The sequence below is a fragment of the Photorhabdus sp. P32 genome (genome assembly GCF_038085095.1).
GTDB lineage: Bacteria > Pseudomonadota > Gammaproteobacteria > Enterobacterales > Enterobacteriaceae > Photorhabdus > Photorhabdus luminescens.
Window position 1 is genome coordinate 1 of the sequence record NZ_JAZGJN010000111.1, and the last position, 1,246, is coordinate 1,246.

Annotated in this window: 1 protein-coding gene; it reads left to right on the top strand. The window is 35.2% G+C overall.

The genetic code is table 11. The features are described from left to right. Positions 1–572 precede the first annotated feature (572 nt). A partial coding sequence (locus tag V2H77_RS00565; RefSeq protein WP_341497247.1) for a phage tail protein occupies positions 573–1,246 on the top strand: 674 nt, incomplete at its 3' end.

A 1,246-nucleotide genomic window follows, 5' to 3' on the forward strand; every position in this document is an offset into this window, starting at 1 on the left:
CGTGTAGATATTTTACAAACGCTTGATATTGAGTGGCCGGAGATGCCCAAATAAATGAAGTTAGGTAAAAGGAGTTTTAAACCAGACAAGCTTCAAGCATAAAAAACCAATCGTAATAGGTTGGTTTTTCTAGGGAATTTATATATGGCTCTCTTACTTACCAACTCGTATTCAAAACTGGGGACTCAAATGCATTTATGAGAATAATGGGCGTGTATTTTATTAAGACGGTGAGCTATGCAGTATTCCCTGAACACTGTAGGTTAGGTATTAGGTAAAGATTCAGTGTGGAACATTAAGTAGAGAGAGTTACAGGAAAAGATAGAAGAAATAATAGAAAAATAGTTTCCAGATATTAAATATATATTTCTAAATATATATTTAATTTAGAAACATTGAGCTATTTATTACTATTAGTTATATAAAGATAGTTAACCTTATAATGAATAATAACGGCGAATTATTATTTTTATGAGTTAAACTTTGATTGGCGAGAGTTGCCAGGGGATTATTTTTGCAATGATTGAAATATATTGATTATGAAATAACATTATCTAACTTAAGGAAGGTATATGAATTACAAGAATGATTTTAAAGCTTTTTCTACTAATAATAATGCCAATGTAGTGAGTCAAGAAGGGTATGAAGAAAGCCGGAGTTTAAAAATGGGGTTTCCGCCAGACGATATTACTGTCCATTTGCTCAATAAAGTGTTACGTCAATCGTCGACAATAACATCTGTTTTGGCTAATTTTATCGCGACATATTCTGGTAATGATGTTCTGGATGATGGCGATTTAGTTAAACTTGCTACTCAATTAAGTAGGGCATTAGAACAAAAAATTGCAACCGAAGTGCCAAATGCCTCATTAACACAAAAAGGTGTTACTCAGCTCACAGATAAAACCGGTAACAGTAATACCCTCGCGGTAACACAGAAGCTTGTTTCTGATGTAAATGATAATGCTAATAACCGATTGGCAAAAAATCAAAACGGCGCAGATATTCCTGATAAAAATGAGTTTGTGAAAAACCTCGGTTTAGTGGAAACGGTAAATTTGGCAAAAAGTGCCGTGCCGAGCAGTCGGAAAATTAATGGCAAAACACTAACCGGGGATGTGAGTTTGAGTGCCGGGGATGTGAGGGCTTTGCCGATTTCGAGTAATTTAAATGTCCAAACAGGCACATTGAGAATCAATAATGCTTCGAATTTGCCGAATCTTGAGTTTGCCGCGACAAACGGCCA